The organism is Bacteroides sp. AM44-19 (genome assembly GCF_003603395.1).
Classification (GTDB): Bacteria; Bacteroidota; Bacteroidia; order Bacteroidales; family Bacteroidaceae; genus Bacteroides; species Bacteroides uniformis.
In genome coordinates this window covers 1-15,228 of the sequence record NZ_QTNB01000021.1, presented here as the reverse complement: position 1 = coordinate 15,228, position 15,228 = coordinate 1, and the positions used below count along the sequence as shown (strand labels likewise).

Below are 15,228 nucleotides of genomic sequence, written 5' to 3'. Positions count from 1 at the left end.
TCACATACAATATTTTATTTATTAAAATGAAAAGAATACTTTTATGTTTGAGCGTTCTCATATGCACCTTTACCAACGCTCAGGAAACCGTCTACAAGACAATTGAAAATTTAACCTATGCAACATCGCAAGATGCATATGCTCAAGAACGGTGCAAGTTAGACATCTATTATCCTGAAAATCTAAAGGATTGCCCAACTGTAATATGGTTTCATGGAGGAGGATTGACTAGTGGCAATAAGTCCATTCCAACCAAATTAAAGAAAAGTGGCATGATAGTGATAGCTGTAAACTACCGTTTACTTCCCAAAGTAACAATCTCGGAATGTTTAGGCGATGCGGCAGCAGCCATAGCCTGGACTTTTAAAGAAGTAGAAAAATACGGAGGAAACAAAAAGAAAATATTTGTTTCCGGCCATTCGGCAGGCGGCTACCTCACTGCAATGATTGGATTAGACAAAAAATGGTTAAAAGAGTACAGTATAGATGCAGATTCCCTTGCAGGTCTGATTCCCTTTAGCGGCCAAGTCATTAGTCATTTTTCCTATCGTAAAATGAACGGTATTGATAATCTACAACCTACTATCGATGAATTCGCCCCATTATTTCATGTCAGAAAAGATGCCCCCCCCTTGATACTTATAACCGGTGATCGGGAGTTAGAGCTTTTTGGACGTTATGAGGAAAACGCTTACATGTGGCGGATGATGAAACTTGTCGGGCATGAAGACACTTATCTTTATGAAATCGGCGGGCATGGGCATGGTCCTATGGGTGAACCTGCTTTCTATATATTACACCAACAGATAAAACGGATATTAAATACTCCCGCAAAACAGTGATATAATACAAATCAACAGAAAGATTTTTACCATAGGTTACACAATTTAACAACATGAAGAATATGAAATGATTTTTCTCTTTTAACAGTTCCAACGTCACTCTTCTTGATATTACTTCTATGATGTATGGAACTAATGGCAAACTTAGAGAAGAACTCTATCTAAAAGACCGATTACATATCACTCCGGAAGCCTATCGCATGATAGCAGATAAGCTTGAGCCATTATTAATAAGAAATAGGAATTCACTACTGTCCCGTAAAAGTGGATAAAAAGTTCTTTGAAATTATTGAAATATAGTCAATTACATGGTTTTTTGAAATGAAACGGACTTGATTTTGCAACTTTGCAGTCTAATACAAATGGCTGCTATGTTCCAAGACAAATACGTATTCTCTCAATTAACCGCTTTTCTGAACAGGACTCAGTTCAACAACTATGTTCGCAAGTATGATGGCAACAGATATGTGAAACATTTCACTTGCTGGAATCAGATGCTCGCGATGATGTTTGGACAACTGAGTAACCGTGAGAGCCTGCGAGACTTACTCGTTGCTTTCGAGGCGCATAGAGCCAAGCAATATCATCTTGGTTTAGGCCGTGAACCGATAGCCAAGACAACTCTTGCGACAGCCAACCAGAACCGTGATTACAGAATCTTCGAGGACTTTGCATTCTATATGATGAAGGAAGCCTGCGAGAAGCGGACGACCAACATCCTTGACATTTCCGGAAAGAAATATGCGTTTGATTCAACAACGATTCCGTTGTGTCTTGCAACATTCCCATGGGCAAAGTTCCGAAGCAAGAAAGGAGGGGTGAAAGCTCATGTCTTATACGACATTGAAGCACAAGTTCCTGCCTTCTATACTGTAACCACTGCATCAAAGCACGATTCCACAGCAATGTCTTCAATCCATTATGAACCAAATGCTTATTATATATTCGACAGGGCTTATGACTCCTTTAAAGAACTCTATAGGATACATCTTACAGGCTCTTTCTTTGTTGTCAGAGCCAAGACGAACTTAAAGTATAAGACAGTCAAATGGAAGCGAAGAATGCCAAAGAATATAATGACAGATGCGGAAGTGAAACTGACCGGATATCTCTCCGAGAAAAAATATCCTGAGTCATTCAGACTCGTCCGATATTACGACGAAGAGGATGACCGTGAGTTCACTTTCTTGACGAATGCAAAACAACTTTCTGCACTGGATGTCGCCAATCTTTATAAGAAAAGATGGTTAATCGAGCTATTCTTCAAATGGCTCAAGCAGCATCTCAAGATAAAGAAATTCTGGGGCACAACAGAGAATGCTGTTCGCATACAAATCAGTGTGGCTATTATCACGTACTGTCTTGTGGCTATTGTCCAACATGATATGAAGTTGAAACGTTTAACCTATGAAGTTTTGCAAATTCTCAGCATATCATTGACTGACAAAACCCACTTGCGTGACCTGTTCGATAAGACTAATTTCAATGATGTCAAAGATCTAAATGATCCCCTGATTCCGGGGCTTTTTGATTAATTGTTTAACTCGTCCCATTTTAACGGGACACTAATGATAGGAATTAATAAACAGTCAAAAAAAAAGGAGAAAACACACTCATTATCAATATTTTAAATATTTCATCAGAGTTATACTAAAAAATATCATGCATTTTATTTGCATATTAAATAAAAAGCCGTACCTTTGCACCCACAAAACGATAACATCGCGGAGTGGAGCAGTTGGTAGCTCGTTGGGCTCATAACCCAAAGGTCATTCGTTCGAGTCGGATCTCCGCAACTACAATGAGGATAAAAGGTTTTATAAACCGTTTTATCCTCATTTTTTTAATTCCCATCAAGGACAGAAAAAAATGTTTGCGCAAATAATGTTTGTGCAAATTGCTTCCACACTTCCACCTCCTCTCCACATCCCTTTATTCATCGGCATTACAGATGCGGTGGAAGCAACTCAAAAGTGTGGAAGCAAAATTTGCTTCCACACCGTTTCACAAACAGAAATACTGACACACAAGAAGCTAACATGAAGTAACACAAGTTATTAATTTCTTGTATCACATCTTATTTATATCGTACCTGCACGAAATCAATATCCTGCAAACACGGTATTAATTCCATCTCCTCCCCCTTCAAATGCAATCAGAACAAATGCGTACAGCCACACAAAGCCAAGACTTCAATACTGTTTTCCTCTGTGCTTTATTCAGAGAATGAAGGTATTTATTACGTCGGACATAAGGAATCAACAGTATGCAACGGCCATGATGCAATCGCCTAACGGCCATCAACAACCCGCTTAACAGCCGTCAGCAGATCGCCGCACGACCATTAGGCGCTGATAAGGCAATGAGTAAAAGGGAACACTCCCCTATACACAAGTAAACAAAGCCCTATATACAACGGATTGAAAGCAGCGGTTTCCCTTAGAATATCCTGATGAAAAGCAACCCCAGCCCGATGGCAACGCCAGTCGAAACAAGTCCGGGAAGCATGAACGAGTGATTCAGCACATACTTGCCGATACGGGTAGTTCCGGTACGGTCGAAATTAATGGCCGCTACTACGGTGGGATAGTTGGGAATAAAGAAGTAACCGTTTACGGCCGGGAACAGAGCAACCAGTATCATAGGCGAAATGCCCAAAGCGATGCCCAAAGGCATCAGTGCGCGCACAGTGGCGGCCTGGCTATAAAGCAGAATCGACATGGCAAACAAGGCTATCCCGAACAGCCACGGCATTTGCCTCACCACTCCCTCGATGGACTGGGTCAACTGAAGCATGTTTCCCTGAAGAAAAGTATCTCCCATCCAGGCAATGCCGAATATGGCAATCACCGCCTGCATGCCTGCCGGGAAGACGGAACCTTGCGTTGCCTTCATGCCGTCGGTGCGAGTCAGCAGCAAGATGAGGGCGGCGGCAGAGAGCATCACGATTTCGATAATGGCGGACATGCCGAGTCTCACCGTCTCGCCGTCTATCACGAAGGCAGGACGCAAACTGTCGAACGAACCAAAGAACACGATAAAAACAGTGGCAAGGATAAAGATAAGCACGGACAAGACGGCATGCCGTTTATTGTGTATATCCTTTATCTCCACCTTCTTGACATCAAGATAGCCTTCGGTCAACCTCTTTCTGTACTCCGGGTCGTCTGCCAGCTCCTTGCCCACCTTCATGGAGAACAAGGCGCCCACAAGTACCCCGATAATGGTAGCAGGAATCGTTATTTTCAGAATATCGAACAAGGTGACATCAAATCCCGCCAGCAACCCAAGCAGTGCGACGGTGGCAGCCGAAATGGGACTTGCCGTAATAGCCTGCTGCGAAGCAATCACCGCAATGCCCAGTGGCCTCTCGGGACGAATCTTGGTCTCCGTGGCAACCTCGGCAATCACGGGAAGCACCGAATATGCCACATGTCCCGTGCCGGCAACAAAAGTAAACAAATAGGTCACAATAGGGCTCAAGATGGTGACCTGCGAAGGATTCTTCCGCAACAACCGTTCTGCCAGCTTTACCATATAATCCAGTCCGCCAGCCGCCTGCATGCAGGATGCGGCAGAAATGACGGCGGCTATCATCAACATAACGTCAATGGGAGGTGATGTAGGCTGCAATCCGAAACCAAACGTCAGAATTGCCAGACCTATCCCTCCCATTACACCCAGTCCAATGCCGCCCAAGCGGGCGCCTATAATGATAGCTACCAATACGAATGCCAATTGCAAGGCCATATACTCTACACTTTTTGATTCATGTGCAAAGATAAGTCATTTCGTATTATGGCTACTCACCTACTTCTATTTTAACTGCTTGTTTTAACTCCACACTCAAAGAGGCATCATCCTTTAACGGTGTCCAGAACACCCGGCGGCATTCATTCTTCTGCAAAAGACAACGATGATAGCGACTGCCGGACAGATGCTCCGTATCGATATGGAAGGAACCGGTATTGACATCCCAGTCGGCTATCTCGTCCAGATTCAGATAAAGGTTGCGCACTGTGCCGCTGTTGAGATGCAAGCTCTGCGCCTGCGCCGCAAGCGCAGTGACATGGCAATCTTCCAGCCGGGCAAGGTATCGCGTGCGGAAAGAGAGCGTATCGCAACGGAGTCCGTAGAAATTGGCTTCCATATCTTCCACATCTACCACAACCGCTTGTACCTCCGCAGGCAACCGCAATTCCATCCCTTCTGAACGAACCCTTATCCAAATGTCATTCTGAAGATGCTGTTCCAGCTTATCCTCCGGAAAGTCAAAGGTGACGAGCAGGGTATCGCCAACGGAAGTCATCGACATAAAAGCCTCCATATCCCCTGCATAGGAGAAACTGCCCTGCTGCAAAGAGTCTCCGGCAGTTACCTCCAACGGCACTTCCCCGAACGAGAACATACGCTCTGCCTCCACAATACCTTCTTTTTTCTGTTTCCACACCACCGGAGGCTGTGTCAGCTTCAACACCCTGCACGAGGGCAGCTGCACCGTTTTCCGTTCTCCGCCGATTTCCATAAAATTATCTTTCTGAGTGACATTGCGGTCCACCACATAGAACATGAGTCCGCATACCATTGCCACACCGGTAACCAGCATTCCTATCATTATATAAGTCGTTCGTTTCATAACTGTCTTCTTTTATTTTTGTTTCTTGATAAACTCCTGATACATCCCGGACAACTCCTCGGCAGAGATGCCCAGCGTGAAAATCTGCTTGAAGAAATAATCCACTTCCTCCTTCAGAAAATACTCTTTCCTCAACGAAAGAATCAGCTTACGTGCACCTACCGACACAAAATAGCCGATACCCCGCTTGTTGTAAATCACTCCTTGCGTCTGCAAGTAGTCGTACGAACGCATCACCGTATTGGCGTTGACCTCTACCACAGCCGCATATTCCCGTACCGAAGGAATACGTTCTTCCTCCTGATATTGCCCGAGAAGTACCTCGTCGCAAATGCGGTCTGCTATTTGCAGGTAGATGGCTTTACTTTCCTTAAAGTTCATAGTTACCAACGATTAATGATTTCGGACTCCTTGAAACGGAAATAGGCAAGCACCCAGTTGAAAAGGGCGAAAAACGAAGTTATAAAAATCAGCCAGCCGCCCGATGCCTCTCTGTCAATATAGGGCTCAGTCATGAAGAAGTTATTAGGCAGAATGGCCTTCAGGCACAATACAGCTATCAGGATATATGAAACGAAGATGCAGACACCGGCCGCAAAAGTCTTGATAAGTGCATTTTTGGGCCAGACCGTACTACCCAGCAGGAAGAAAGACTGTAGGAAAAAGTAGCAGCTCAGGAATATCCCCACCACAGCCGGTCCGCTTCCTATCGTCTCATAGAAACAGTTCGTGTTACAGCAGAATTCCCACAACGGAAAGGAGTGAACGACATGCAGCTCCGGGTAGGCCAGAAGATAGAAGACGACTCTTGTCAAGTCCGCCAGCTTGAAAGCTATCAGAAAGACCAAGATAAAGCCGCAGGTAGCCACCAGCCAGCGGGCAAAGAATTTCTCGAACATGGTGGCAGGTGTCATGAGCACAACGGTACGACTCGTCTTGCTTTTCATCCTTTCCATGGTAAACGAGGCGCTAATGCATCCCCAAATGACAAGTCCCCAAAGAAAGAATCTGGACTCAAACTCCCAGATAGGGTCCATGCCCACAGCTCCCGCTTCCAGATTGTGATACTGATAGTATCCATTCCAGACAAAGACTATGGCCAACATTCCGTAGACCATCACCGAGCGGAGTATATAGGTCTTCCAATTCTCCACCATCTCTTTGCGGCATACGTTCACAAAGCGATGCAAACTAAAAAAGGTATCGCGTATCATTATTCATTTGTTTTAGTGTGAAACATTTCCGCTATCTTCCCAGGCTCTGCAAGTACGGCGCCAAACAGCAGTTCAAGATTAATCTCCGATTCCTCACCTTCCGTATTGGGCAGCATCAAGAAATTGCCTTGTACGGAGGGAAGCGTGTACAAGGCAGTCGCAGCCAACTCCCGGTCGTCACTCTCCAAGAAGAACAGCTTACTGCAAATGCTGGCAGTGGATTCGTCCAGCAATACGCGGCTGTTGTCCATAATCAGCACATGGTCCAGTACTTTGTCAATGTCACGCACCTGATGGGTGGAAATGACAATCGTCTTGTCGTCCGACATACCCGAAGCCAGAAATTTGCGGAACTGGCTCTTTCCCGGAATATCCAGTCCATTGGTAGGCTCATCCATCAGCAGCAGGGAAGTATTGGTGGCCAGCGCAAAACTCATGAAGATTTTCTTTTTCTGCCCCATGGACAAGGCTCCCAAATCAGCATCCATATCCATCTCGAAGAAATGTAGGTACTTCACCATGTCTTCCTTGCTGAAACGGGGATAGAACTTACTGTTCAGTTCAATATAGCTGACCAAGGAAATAGGAGGCAGCTCGAACTCCTCGGGTACCAGAAACATGTCCTGCAACGTGACGGGCAACCGGCGGCGCATGTCGGTATCATGATACATCACTCTCCCACGTTTGGGAGCCAACAAACCGCTCATCAGATAGAGCAACGTAGACTTGCCGGCTCCGTTCTTACCCAACAGACCGTAAACCCGGCCGGCTTCCAGCGAAAGTGAAAAATCGCTCAGGACTTCTTTCCGCCCCTTGCGATAACTAAATGAAATGTTTTCTACTTGTAACATACGCTTGGATGAATTAAATATCTTATTGTTTATGTGTATTAGTATAATAGTACACCGCAAAAGTAGACATTCTTTTCAATACGACAAGCGTTTCAAGAAAAAAAATGCTCAGAAAAAGGAACAATTCTATTCTTTGGTTCGAAATTAGCCTCACACGCAAGAAGATTAGGACACTTCTGTATCCATTTAGGACTCTATATTTCCTGCCACTTGCTTTACATTTGCAAAGGAGCTAAAGACATGAATATGAAAAACGAAGAAAAGATTTACCAACTTAACACATACAATATAGCAGAATATACAAGTACGGACTATACCGACAACGATATTGCTATACTTGGAGATTTCAAGAACTTGCTTTTCAACAAGTATTTCAAGTTGAATGCAAACATCTATGTGGTCTGTGTAAAAGGAAGACTGCAGATAAACATCAATACCCAAAAATATGCTATCTACCCCGGTGAGATGCTGATTTGTATGCCCAATATGATTCTGAGCAATTGCACAACCAGTTCCGACTTCAAGGGCGCCATGTTCTGTCTGTCGACCCAGATTACACAGAAGTACCTTCATAAAAGTAGTGACATATGGAACAAGGCTTTCTATATCAGCCAGAATCCGGTAGTACGCATTGACAAGGACAGAGTGCAACTGTTCGATTTATACTATAAGGTGATACGTGCCCGAATGAAACAAGCGGAGCAGCCCTACTACAAAGAAGTCATCAGGTCGCTGATACGCACCATGCTGTATGAGCTGCTGGCAGATTTAAACCAGTTGAGCACCCCTCCCGAAAGCCAAATGGTGAAGCGGAGCAACATTCTATTCAAGAGATTCCTCGACCTGCTGGCCTGCACCGAGGTGAAAAAACGTTCTATTTCCTATTATGCGGGTAAGCTGTGTGTTACTCCCAAATATCTTTCCACCGTCTGCAAAAAGGTCAGCGGAAAGACAGCCTTCGAGTGGATAAACGATTATGTGGTCGAAGACATCAAATATTTTCTGAAGTATTCCAATAAGTCTATCAAGGAGATTTCCGAGCATCAGGATTTCCCCAACATCTCCTTTTTCGGGAAGTATGTGAAGACACACTTAGGCACTTCACCCACGGACTACCGCAAGCAATCACTGCCTCCAAGGGGGACCCTGCAACAAAAAAGGAGGAGCTAAGAATCACTCTCCACTCCTCCCGACACGACAAACAACTAAAATTATTGCTATTTGATGCCGTCCAATGCCTTGTTTGCTGTGGCATTGGTGGGGTCGATAGCCAGAATTTTATTCCAGTACTCTTTCGAAGTAGCATAGTCACTCTTCAACAGATAGTAGTAGCCCAGATAACTGTAACACTCTATCAATGCAGAGTTGTACCTCGGTTCGTTTTTGGCAAGCAGTACGTCCACCACCTTCTCGTAATAAGGTTTCGCCAATCCCTCTGTAGTTTCGGGGTCCATGGCAGAGTGTGTGCGGGCGCGCCACATATCTCCCAAATAACTGTCGGGAGCTTGTTCGGCAACAAGTGCGAACACAGAGTCGGCAGCCTGCAATGCCGCCATGCGGTCGGCAGACTGAACGGAGAGAGTGTCCGAGGACGTACCCTCTCCGTAGTACAGACGCCCTAACTGGAATAAGTTTTCGGACGTCTTTTTATCTTGTGCCAGCGAGTCATAGTACTTTTTATAAGCAGCAATGGCTTGGGTATAGTCGTTTTTCAATTCATAAGCATCGGCAATCTCACGCCACAAATCCACCTGACTCTCATCCTTCTCCAATGCCTTACCATATTCCTCAATGGCCTGGTCATATTTCTTCAGAGCACTCAACAGAGCACCGTGATAGCGGTAATCCAAGCATGAATAATCGGCATTATCCGAAGCATTGAAGAAAGCATCGGCAGCCTTCTCTGCCTCGTCATAACGCTTGAGGTCGACATTGTTGTACATCACAAGCCGGTTGAATGCGGCATGGCGGGCATTCTTCTGCAAACCTTTCTGCGCCACCGCCAAGGATTTCTCGAAGTCGTGGTTCAGGAATAGTGCAAAAGCATATTTCAGGATGTCATCTTCCGTAGCCACGGGAGTATCGATGAACTTGGCATAGGTGTCGGCAGCCTTGCCAAAACGGTTGGTGGCGTAATACACTTCCGCCAGCTCCTTGTCTGCTTCCAGGCAATCCGGAGCTATGGCCTTCAGCTGGTTCAGCTTCTCTATGGCCTGCGAAGGACTGGCAGACTTGTATGCCTGCGCATATTTCAGATACGCATCCTTATAATTCGAATCAAAATAGATGGCTTGCTCATAAAGCTGGCATGCCTTTCCGATATCTTTTCGGGCAAAAGCGATGTCACCCTCGAGTACAGAAACTGCCGGAGCCTTGTTGTCGGCCTTTCTTGCCATCTCCAGATAGGTTTCCGCCTCTTTCAGCTGTCCTACATCCAGATAGGCACGGGCCACGGAAGTCACAAGCTCCACATTTTTCTTGTTCTTGCCCTTCAGCAGTTCTCCGGCTGCGTCGGAAGCCTGCTCCGGATTCGTCTTTATCAGACTTTTTACTTTATCCACCCCCGCCTGCCATTCGGGCACCGGCGTTTGTGCGGCGAGCGTACCTGCAAACAGCATCGCTCCCAAACAAAATACAAATCTACGTTTCATGTTAGCATTCATTTTAGTTATTCATCCTTGACGTTCACCACGCGCACCGGTTGGGTGGCGGGGACCAATCCCGACTTCAATATAATCCGCTGTCCCCGGTCGGAAGCGAGGAAAGAGGCAAATCCCCACGGAAGTGCGCTCCGCGGATCATTCAACAAGGCATAGATGCTGCGTGCCAACGGATAATCACCGTAATACAAATACGCCTGATAGGGTTTGTAACTGTTGTCCGGCATGGCCTTGTCAGCAGCACTGACGGACATCAGCCGCACCTCTTTACTGAAAGAGAGCCCCGTACTGTCATTCCGGTCGCTCAGCCAGTTCACGCCGATAATACCGATGGCATCAGGCGTGCGGGCCACGTAGTCAATCACCTCCCTATTGGTTTTCAACGCTTTCAACTGACTGGAAAGCGGTACACCCTTACAGATGGAATCGACAGCAAAACGTACGGTACTGGAGTTCTTGTTGTCAAACACAAGACTGATATCCCCCAGACGGGAAGCCGGATAGATATCTTTCCACTGCTTCGCATCACCCGTCAGGATGCGGCGGATGTCCTTCACACTAATCAATGAATCTGGATTGCCAAGATGGGTTATCAATGCCAGCCCATCCGTAGCAATCTTTATCTCCTGCGGAAAAAACTTCCGGCTATTGAAGGAATTCATCTCTTCGGGAGTCAGTCTGCGACTGGTTATTGCCAACCGCAGACTGTCCTTGAGCAAGAGGTTGACGGCATCGACTTCCGTCACATAACGGGGCACAATTCCTGCCAAGGGGAACAGTCCTTCGAACACGTCAATTTCTTCCTGCACAATAGGCTGGAAACTTTCGTCCGCAGCAATTGCAATCACACCGGAGGTATACGTATCCGTTTGTCCGTCCTTGGGCTTGCTTTGGCAGGCAGACAGCAGAGTCAGCAGCACCAGCAAGCCTGAAAGCTGAAGTTGTTTCACCGTTTTCATAACACACACACTTATTGTAATCTAAACATCACCGGTATCGTATATTTCACCGATACGGCCTTACCATTCTGCTTGCCGGGAATCCATTTGGGCATGGACATAATCACACGGACAGCTTCTTTATCCAGATAGGGGTCTACACCTCTCAGCACTTTCACATCACGCACCTTGCCGTCGGCACCTACCACAAACTGGCAGGTTACACGCCCTTGCGTACCGTTTTCCTGGGCAATGGTCGGATACTTCATATTCTTGCTGATGAACTGCATCATCTCGGCCTGACCACCGGGGAACTGGGGCATCTGCTCTACCATATCGAAAACCTTTTCAGGTTCCGGTTCGGCCTGCGTCACCACTTGTTTCAAGTCGGCGATGTCCTTGCCGTGTTCCTCGTCATTACCTTTCACGTCGGCAATGGAGATGGCAACTTTCGTTTCCGTCAGTTCTGTCTGGCTTTTTATTTCATCCTCGTCCCTCACTTCCTCATCCTTTTTGATGACGGGAGCGGTAAACTTAATGGAGCTTTTCAATGCAGGCGGCGGTGGGGCCACGGGCTCTATCCGCTTCATCTCTTCCTGCTTCACTTCCGGTTCTTCCAGCTGCGAAAGGGTAGTCACTTCGGTCATCACCTCTTTCTGTTTGGGGGTAGCCATCTTTATCAGCGTAGGGATACTGAAACCTATCAATGCAATTACAATTACCAGTATCACGGCAATGTTGTGCCGTCTGGGAGAGGTCTCACGCATCTTATAGGCTCCATATGCTTTGTTCTTACCACTGAACACGAGGTCACACCATGCTTGGGAGCTTAAATCTACTTTAGCCATATTCTTTCCTTTCTTTGGGTGTTACACATCATTCAGCAATGTTCTGGGACAATTCGCCCTTGCTTTCGTAGTTCTTCATCAAAAACTCGTCGGCTTCGGCAATATCCGTTATCACATACTTACCTATATTACATATCTGCATTTCATCGAGAGCATCAATCAGATTCTTGTACGAAGACTTGTCGGTAGCCTTGATGATGACTGTCGGCGTATCCTTTCCGCTTTTTATCCCGGAAAGCTGTTTCCGGTAGTCATCCTCTGATATCTTAAGATCCAGTTTCTGCTGCTTCAGTCTGTTCACCTCGTTCACAGCAACTCTATTACGTTGCAGAAGCATTGCCCGCAGACCATCCGCCTGATAGGTAGTTTCCTTCAGTGAAGTATAGTCCTTGTAGTTGGGCTCCCCTTCGTAATAATACAACTTGTTGTCATCCCCCAGCAACAGCGTGATGGCTTGGGAAGCCTTGACTTTGGTCTGCTGCTCCTCGGTGATGGTCTTGTCATTGCTCGGCATGCTTATCTCCATGGTCTGAGGTTTGCTCAGTGAGGTACAAAGCATAAAGAAGGTAATCAGCAACATGTTCATGTCCACCATAGGTGTAAAGTCCACCCTGACAGTCATTTTCTTCTGCTTGCTTTTTCCACCTTTCTTGTTGCCGCTTTCTTGTATTTCAGCCATAATGTTTCCTTTCTTGTTCTACTTGTAACTCGTAGCTTGTCACTCCTCACTTGTGGTCTTCAGAGAAGTAATCAGGTTGTACCGGTTCTCTCTGAGGTCCTGAAGTGAGTTCATCACATTTTTTATTACGGAATAAGGAGTATTGGCATCTGCCTTGATGGCAATGCGCAAATCACTGTTCACTGCACGGGCGTTGCGCACCCAGGCCTTGAACTGATTGTCAATACTGTCTGTCGGTATCCCCTCATTCTTCAATACAGCATCTTGCTGGTCTTGCGGCAAGTCGAGGTATTTCTTCATACTCTTCATCGGCACACCAAAGGTAGACGCCAGCATGAATTTTTTAGTTTCCTCCGGAGTGAAAGTCACTCCATACTCCTGCCCCATAGCTTCCAGCACTTCGCGCAAGTCGGACTGCTTGTCCAGACTCATAAATACTTTTCCGCTCGGATCGACCAATATCTGGAGTACATTTGTCTCCGGAATCTTAATCTCGGATACAGAGGCGGGAGTCGTTACTTGTACCGGCTCTTTCTTCACGAACGTAGAAGTCAGCATGAAGAAGGTCAGCAGCAGTACAGTTACGTCACTCATCGCCGTCATATCGATGAACGTACTTTTCTTTTTTATTTTCGCTCTGCCCATAATCGTTTCATTGAAAATTAAAATTGAGAATTCATTCGTTGAATAGATAATAGAAGCCTACGTCACAGCGCAGCTCCAACTATCAGCAGTCAACTATTTATGGGTAGCTGCAAAAGTCTGCACGATGGAGAAACCAACCTCATCGAGGCTGTAAGTCAACTTGTCAATCTTGTTTGTATAATAGTTGTAGGAGATAACGGCCAATGCACCGGTCAAGATACCGAAGGCAGTATTAATCAAAGCCTCGGAAATACCTTGCGACAGAGCCATGGAGTCGGCTGAACCTCCGGCTGCAAGAGCGGCAAATGAACGGATCATACCGATAACCGTACCAAGCAATCCCATCAATGTACCTAAAGTCGTGATGGTACCAATAATAGGAAGATTCTGCTCCATCATCGGCAGTTCCAGCGCAGTGGCTTCTTCCAATTCCTTCTGGATGGCAAGCAGTTTCTGGTCTTTGGACAGCTCTGTGTCATTCTCCATCTCGGCATACTTCTTCAAAGTGGCATTTACCACATTGGCTACAGAACCACGTTGTGAATCGCAGATTTGTTGTGCCTTCTTCATATCACCTTCAGCCAAGGCTGCTTTGATGTTAGCTACGAATTTCACCAATGACCCCTTACCAAAGGCAGCGCCAATGGCAATATAACGTTCAATACTCAGTGCGATGACAGTCAGCAAAAGCGTTTGAATTACAGGAACAATGAATCCACCTTTATAGATGGTACCGAGGAAGTTACCCGGCAACGGATGGTTGTTCGGGTCGTTGTTCATAAAGTTGGAGGGATTTCCCAACACAAAGTGAAAAATAAGCACGGCGATGATAAAACAGATTACGATTACCCAACCGGCGGATCTGATGCCTTTAAAAGAGGCTGCTTTTTTTTGAGTAGTTTCCATGATGAAAAGTTTAATTGTTGGTATTTAAATAGAGTTTTGAAAATAAAGCATAGGGATACGACTTCCCGCTTACGAACCGATAGGGCGTAATCATCCTTGCAACCTTAACTAACATATATGTACACTAAAGGTCACCTGCCTTCAGTCTCTTCAAGACAATAAGGAGAAAAAGGGGGAAATCAATAAGAAGAAAAGTTGGCTAAATCAAAATCCGCCGAAGCGTATAAATATAGTAATCACTGCCCGTCAATGCATAGTACGGGTCTTTATCTGAGTAGTATAATTTAGAGCGGCCTTGCACGAGTAGATTCTCGTGGTTGGATAACATCAAAAGAATGTTTCTGAGGAAAAGATTGTCTTCAATCACCCTGCGCAAACGCTGTTGATGAGAAGAGTAAGTTTCGGAAACCGGTTTGTTTCCCAGTTCGACATCCGTAGTCCATGCGAACTTGGTATTCGTGAACAATGAATTCTTCTTGTCAATACTATTGTCGGAAGTAGAAGAACATGAAGATAAAGAAGCGGAAACTTCAGCAGTTCCGGCCATTCTGTCATCCACCTGCACCAGGTCAATGGCTTTACCGCTAATGCTGCAAGTCAACATCACTAGCATGCATATCCAGAATGTCTTTACAGTTGTTTTCATGTCGTCTAATGATTCTACAATAAATAACAGATGTCTCTCTTATTTGTTTTACAGCTATGTTACTTTCTTTTGTAAAAAGATTAAATTGTTCACTGATTAAAGGATTTACTATACCTTTTAATACACTGTAAAGGTACGAAGAATATATGAAATACGAAAGTGGAAATAGGATATAAAATACTGATTTAAACGTTTTTAATCATTCATTTAGCACCTTAATTCGGGAATTAATCTGATGAATATATGATGAATAATTATATATAATAAGGTATAGTGATTAGCGGTAGAAACGGAATGTTAGAGGAGAGGTATATAAAACGAACAAAGCCTCCGTATCCTTATCAGACACGGAGGCTTCTTCTG

Annotated in this window: 15 protein-coding genes and 1 tRNA gene; 4 read left to right on the top strand and 12 right to left on the bottom strand. The window is 45.3% G+C overall.

The genetic code is table 11. The features are described 5' to 3' along the window. The first annotated feature begins 26 nt into the window (after positions 1-26). The 3 genes from DW947_RS19125 to DW947_RS19115 all read left to right on the top strand — a co-directional run bounded on the left by DW947_RS19125 (position 27) and on the right by DW947_RS19115 (position 2,638). Positions 27-842, top strand: a complete 816-nt coding sequence (locus DW947_RS19125; protein WP_035458100.1) for an alpha/beta hydrolase — start codon at positions 27-29, stop codon at positions 840-842. Between the two features lie 371 nt (positions 843-1,213). Then, on the top strand, positions 1,214-2,377 hold the full coding sequence (locus DW947_RS19120) for an IS4 family transposase (protein ID WP_117963534.1): 1,164 nt from the start codon (positions 1,214-1,216) through the stop codon (positions 2,375-2,377). A 188-nt stretch (positions 2,378-2,565) separates the two neighbouring features. Then, positions 2,566-2,638, top strand: a tRNA-Met gene (locus tag DW947_RS19115). 643 nt (positions 2,639-3,281) lie between these two features. On the opposite strand, the gene DW947_RS19110 is transcribed toward DW947_RS19115, so the two are convergent. The 5 genes from DW947_RS19110 to DW947_RS19090 are packed head-to-tail and all read right to left on the bottom strand — an operon-like array spanning position 3,282 to position 7,543. Further along, a complete protein-coding gene (locus DW947_RS19110) occupies positions 3,282-4,592 on the bottom strand; it encodes an anaerobic C4-dicarboxylate transporter family protein (RefSeq protein ID WP_008665936.1) in 1,311 nt (436 codons plus the stop codon). 52 nt (positions 4,593-4,644) lie between these two features. Further along, positions 4,645-5,478, bottom strand: a complete 834-nt coding sequence (locus tag DW947_RS19105) for a hypothetical protein (RefSeq protein WP_035450293.1) — start codon at positions 5,476-5,478, stop codon at positions 4,645-4,647. A gap of 12 nt (positions 5,479-5,490) precedes the next feature. Then, on the bottom strand, positions 5,491-5,859 hold the full coding sequence (locus DW947_RS19100) for a GntR family transcriptional regulator (protein ID WP_005828614.1): 369 nt from the start codon (positions 5,857-5,859) through the stop codon (positions 5,491-5,493). A gap of 2 nt (positions 5,860-5,861) precedes the next feature. Next, a complete protein-coding gene (locus DW947_RS19095; protein ID WP_035450294.1) occupies positions 5,862-6,692 on the bottom strand; it encodes a hypothetical protein in 831 nt (276 codons plus the stop codon). Then, positions 6,692-7,543, bottom strand: coding sequence for an ATP-binding cassette domain-containing protein (locus DW947_RS19090; RefSeq protein WP_005828621.1), 852 nt, complete (start codon positions 7,541-7,543; stop codon positions 6,692-6,694). The genes DW947_RS19095 and DW947_RS19090 overlap by 1 nt, the downstream gene beginning before the upstream one ends. A 246-nt stretch (positions 7,544-7,789) precedes the next feature. On the opposite strand from DW947_RS19090, the gene DW947_RS19085 reads away from it, so the two are divergent. Further along, positions 7,790-8,713 carry a helix-turn-helix domain-containing protein gene (locus DW947_RS19085; RefSeq protein WP_008665930.1) on the top strand — a complete coding sequence of 308 codons (924 nt, stop codon included), beginning with the start codon at positions 7,790-7,792 and terminating at the stop codon, positions 8,711-8,713. Between the two features lie 47 nt (positions 8,714-8,760). Here the strand turns inward: DW947_RS19085 and DW947_RS19080 are convergent, their stop codons facing one another. From DW947_RS19080 to DW947_RS19050, 7 genes are all read right to left on the bottom strand, one after another. Continuing rightward, positions 8,761-10,206, bottom strand: a complete 1,446-nt coding sequence (locus tag DW947_RS19080; RefSeq protein WP_009037282.1) for a tetratricopeptide repeat protein — start codon at positions 10,204-10,206, stop codon at positions 8,761-8,763. A gap of 5 nt (positions 10,207-10,211) precedes the next feature. Continuing rightward, complete coding sequence (locus DW947_RS19075; RefSeq protein ID WP_005828635.1) at positions 10,212-11,162, bottom strand: PstS family phosphate ABC transporter substrate-binding protein; 951 nt, start codon at positions 11,160-11,162, stop codon at positions 10,212-10,214. A gap of 11 nt (positions 11,163-11,173) precedes the next feature. After that, positions 11,174-11,989 (bottom strand): energy transducer TonB, encoded by an 816-nt coding sequence (locus tag DW947_RS19070; RefSeq protein WP_005828639.1) that lies wholly within the window; start codon positions 11,987-11,989, stop codon positions 11,174-11,176. Between the two features lie 28 nt (positions 11,990-12,017). Next, positions 12,018-12,668, bottom strand: a complete 651-nt coding sequence (locus DW947_RS19065) for an ExbD/TolR family protein (RefSeq protein ID WP_008665926.1) — start codon at positions 12,666-12,668, stop codon at positions 12,018-12,020. 39 nt (positions 12,669-12,707) lie between these two features. Continuing rightward, positions 12,708-13,313: an ExbD/TolR family protein gene (locus tag DW947_RS19060; RefSeq protein WP_005828648.1), complete on the bottom strand. Its 606-nt coding sequence runs from the start codon at positions 13,311-13,313 to the stop codon at positions 12,708-12,710. Positions 13,314-13,406: 93 nt separating this feature from the next. Then, positions 13,407-14,219, bottom strand: a complete 813-nt coding sequence (locus DW947_RS19055; protein ID WP_005828650.1) for a MotA/TolQ/ExbB proton channel family protein — start codon at positions 14,217-14,219, stop codon at positions 13,407-13,409. Between the two features lie 199 nt (positions 14,220-14,418). Further along, entirely contained in the window at positions 14,419-14,865 is a 447-nt protein-coding gene (locus DW947_RS19050) for a hypothetical protein (protein ID WP_117963532.1), read from the bottom strand. Positions 14,866-15,228 lie beyond the last annotated feature (363 nt).